Raw genomic sequence first — 4,039 nt, forward strand, 5'->3', positions numbered from 1 at the left:
CTCCTGGAAGATCATGCTGATCTTGCGGCCACGGACCTTGTTGAGCTCGGATTTGCTGAGTGTTAGAAGATTGCGGCCACGATAGTCGACGCTGCCTGTCGCTTCGCCATTCGACGCCAGCAGGCTCATCGCCGCCATCATCGTCTGGCTTTTGCCGGAGCCGGATTCGCCGACCACGGCAACGGTCTCGCCCGATTTGACATGGATGTTTATGCCCTTGACCGCCTCGACGGCGCCGTCGAGCGTGCGGAAGCGGACACGCAAATCCTTGACGCTGAGGATCGTTTCGGAAGCAGCCATCTCAGCGGTCCCCCTCTTTATCGACCCGCATCTTAGCGATCCCCATCTTAGCGATCCCTCGGGTCGAGTGCGTCGCGCAGGCCGTCGCCGACGAAGTTCAGCGCAAACAGCGTCGAGACGAGGAAGAAGGCGGGGAACAGGAGCAGCCAGTTGGCGGTGCCGATGTTCTTGGCGCCGACCGAGATCAGAACGCCCCAGCTGGTCATCGGCTCCTGCACGCCGAGGCCGAGAAACGATAGGAAGCTTTCCAGGATGATCACCTGCGGCACCAGCAGCGTCATGTAGATGACCACCGGGCCGAGCAGGTTGGGGATGACGTGGCGCAGCAGGATGCCGCGCTGGCCGACGCCCATGGCTTCCGCCGCCTGGACATATTCCTGGCGGCGGATCGACAGTGCCTGGCCGCGCACGATGCGCGCCATGTCGAGCCACAGCACGGCGCCGACGGCCAGGAACATCAGCACGAAGTTGCGGCCGAAGAACACCACCAGCATGATGACGAAGAAGATGAAGGGCAAGGAATAGAGCACGTCGACGATGCGCATCATCACCTCGTCGACCTTGCCTCCGGCAAAACCGGCAGCGGCCCCGTAGACCACGCCGATGACCACCGCCACGACGCCCGCGAGCAGGCCGATGGCCAGCGATATACGCCCGGCCATCAGCGTGCGCGACAACAGGTCCCGTCCGGTGTTGTCGGTGCCGAACAGGAAATATTGCTGCTTGATCGAGGCGCTCATCGTCACTTCGAGACCGTCCGGCGACTTGCTCTCGATCTTGGTGTCGTCAAAGGCATCGGATCGGTCAAGATAGCGGATGTTGCGATCGTCGATCGGCCTGGTCGACTTGACGGTGACGAAGACCTGGTTGCCTTCCTGCCGCCATTCCTTGATGTCGACCCGCATGCGCTTGATCGCTTCGGTGAGCGCCGTCTCGATCATGTCGGCCTTCGGATAGGCTGACAGGCTTGGCGGCATGCGCACATAGTCGGCATAGATGGTGGTGTATTGATGCGGCACGAACCACGGCCCGAACACGCTGACGACACCGATCAGGGCAAGGTAATACAGGCTGAACATGGCGGCGCGATTGGCCTTGAGCCGCGCCCAGGCATCCCCCCAGAGCGAACGGCCGATGACGGTGGGGGCGACTGTGGCCGCGATGTCAGTCATAGCGCACCCTCGGATCGACGACCGCGTACATGACGTCGACGATCAGGTTGAAGACAATGGTAAAGATGGCGATCACCACCACCGTTCCCATCACCAGCGTGTAGTCACGATTGAGCGCGGCATCGACGAAATAGCGGCCGACGCCTGGGATGGAGAAGATCGTCTCGACGATGACCGAGCCGGTCAGCAGTGCCGCCGCCGCCGGACCGGTGAAGGAGACGATCGGCAGGATGGCGCCGCGCAAAGCATGCTTGACCACCACCGACCAGTCGGACAGGCCCAGCGCGCGCGCCGTGCGGATGTGGTGGGACCGCAAGGATTCGATCATCGAGCCACGCATCAGCCGGGCGACGATGGCGATCTGCGGCAGGGCGAGCGTCAGCACCGGACCGACCTTGTTGATGAAAGCGCCATCGCCCCACCCACCGATCGGCAGCAGCCTCCAGGTCAGCCCGAACAGGAGTTGGATCACCGGCGCGATGACGAAGGTTGGGATGGTGCTGCCGGCCGTCGCCAGCGCGATCACCGTATAGTCGCCAAGCTTGTTCTGATTGAGCGCCGCAATGGTGCCGAGCACGGAACCGAGCAGCAGCGCCAGGACAAGCGCCGAGGCGCCGAGCTGGACCGAAATCGGCAGCCCCTTGGCGAACAGTTCGGTGACGGTGAAATCCGGCATGTTGTAGCTCGGGCCGAAATTGCCGCGCAACAGATTGCCGAGATAGTGGACGAATTGCAGCCAGAGCGGGTCGTTGAGGCCAAACTGGGCTTCGAGATTGGCCCTGATCTCGGGACTGAGCCCCCGCTCCTGGTTGAATGGACCGCCCGGCGCGACGCGCATCAGGAAAAACGCCATTGTCACGATGACGAACAGCGTTGGAATGGCGGTCAGAAGCCGCCGTAATACGTATCGCAGCATCGGTGCCCCGCTTGATCCAGAGCCGCGCGCGTCCAGTTGGACGGCCGCGCTCCAGCTTTCAAATCTTCGCACCGACATTTGCCGAAATCGAATTCCGGTACCCGGGCCGATGCGATGGCAAACCATCGCCACCGCGCCTGGAAGGCGCGGTGGCTTGGCCAGGGTTAGTCCTTGCTGACGAAGCGCGACGGATGCACGTCCATCACGTTGTCGACGAAGCCATGCAGCTTCGAGGAGACGATATCGTGGTAGCTGTAATAGAGGAGCGGTATCTGGCCGACGTCGTCGACCAGGATGCGTTCGGCGTCGGCCAGTTCCTTCATGCGCTGTTCGGGGTTGCCCCCGGCGGCGGCCGCCTTGTCCATGGCCGCTTCATAGGCCGGGCTGTTGTAGTCCGAATAATTGTTGCCGCTGGCCTTGCGCGAGATGCCGAGGAAGGTTTCCGGATCCTTGTAATCGGCGATCCAGGCGGCACGTGCCAGATCATAGTTGCCCTTCTGCTCGAGGAAGGAGTAGTGGGTCTTGGTGTCGGTGTTGAGCAGCGTGACGTCGACGCCAAGCGGCTTCAGCTGTTCCTGGATCGCCACCGCAGTGTTCTTGTGGTTTTCCGACGTGTTATAGCGGATTTCCATCTTCAGCGGCTTTTCGGGCGTATAGCCGAGTTTCTCGAGGATCTTCTTGGCCGCATCCTCGCGGTCGATCTGCGGCATGTCCGCATATTTGGCCATTGCCGGCGTGTAGCCTTCGATGCCGGGAGGCACCATTGAATAGCCGGGCAGCATCGAGTTCTGCCAGACTTTTTCGGCGAGGAAGTCGCGGTCGATCGCCATCGAGATGGCATTGCGCAGCTCTACATTATCCCACGGCGCCTTGTCGGTCTTGATCGCATAATAATAGGTGCCGAGATACGGTCCAACGTGGATCTGGTCGCCAAACTTGGTCTTGAGATCGGCGAGCTGTTCAGTCGGAAGGTCGTCGTAGCTGTCCAGTTCGCCTGCCTCGAAGCGCTTCATCGCCGAAGAGCGGTCCTCGGTCGGGATGTAGTTGACGACGTCGAACTTGACGGTCGCCGCATCCCAGAATTTCGGGTTCTTGACCAGCTTCATATGATCGTTGGGAACCCATTCGGCCAGCGTATAGGCGCCGTTCGAAACGAGATTGCCGGGCTTGATCCAATCGGCGCCGAGCTTTTCGATGGAGGCCTTGCTCACCGGATAGGTCGCCTGGTGGGTCAGCATCTCCAGGAAGTAGGGCGTCGGCGCCTTCAGCGTGACCTCCAGCGTATTTGCGTCAATCGCCTTGACGCCCATGTCCTCAGGCTTGCCCTTCTTGGTGTTGACGTCCTCCGCACCCTTTACCGGATACAGCATCGAGGCGTATTCGGCGCCGGTCGCCGGATCCTCCAGCCGGTGGAAGGCATAGACGAAATCGTCAGCCGTAACCGGGCTGCCATCCGACCACATGCCGTCCTTGCGCAGCTTGAACGTATAGACGGTTCCGTCGTCCGAAACCGTCCAGCTCTCGGCGGCACCAGGAATGAGATTGGCCTTCTGGTCCTGCATGACCAAGCCCTGGAACAGGTCGCGCAGGACATTGGCTTCGTAAACCGTCGAGGTCTTGTGCGGATCGACCGACTCCGATTCAGCGGCGG

General features: G+C 61.4%; 4 protein-coding genes. All 4 read right to left on the reverse strand.

Going from position 1 to position 4,039, the window contains the following annotated elements; genetic code table 11:
- Positions 1-300 (reverse strand): ATP-binding cassette domain-containing protein (locus EN994_RS21025; protein ID WP_127307781.1); only part of this gene is annotated, 300 nt, incomplete at its 3' end.
- A 47-nt stretch (positions 301-347) separates the two neighbouring features.
- Complete coding sequence (locus EN994_RS21030; protein ID WP_013532690.1) at positions 348-1,472, reverse strand: ABC transporter permease subunit; 1,125 nt, start codon at positions 1,470-1,472, stop codon at positions 348-350.
- On the reverse strand, positions 1,465-2,388 hold the full coding sequence (locus tag EN994_RS21035) for an ABC transporter permease subunit (RefSeq protein WP_013532691.1): 924 nt from the start codon (positions 2,386-2,388) through the stop codon (positions 1,465-1,467). The genes EN994_RS21030 and EN994_RS21035 overlap by 8 nt, the downstream gene beginning before the upstream one ends.
- Before the next feature lie 164 nt (positions 2,389-2,552).
- Positions 2,553-4,039, reverse strand: a 1,487-nt coding sequence (locus EN994_RS21040) for a peptide ABC transporter substrate-binding protein (protein WP_164746050.1), incomplete at its 5' end; no start/stop codon positions are given.

Source organism: Mesorhizobium sp. M7A.F.Ca.CA.002.09.1.1 (genome assembly GCF_003998555.1).
GTDB lineage: Bacteria > Pseudomonadota > Alphaproteobacteria > Rhizobiales > Rhizobiaceae > Mesorhizobium > Mesorhizobium ciceri.

Coding starts and splice junctions, on each gene's coding strand:
- EN994_RS21030 (WP_013532690.1), bottom strand. CDS start 1,472: ATGACTGACATCGCGGCCACAGTCGCCCCCACCGTCATCGGCCGTTCG.
- EN994_RS21035 (WP_013532691.1), bottom strand. CDS start 2,388: ATGCTGCGATACGTATTACGGCGGCTTCTGACCGCCATTCCAACGCTG.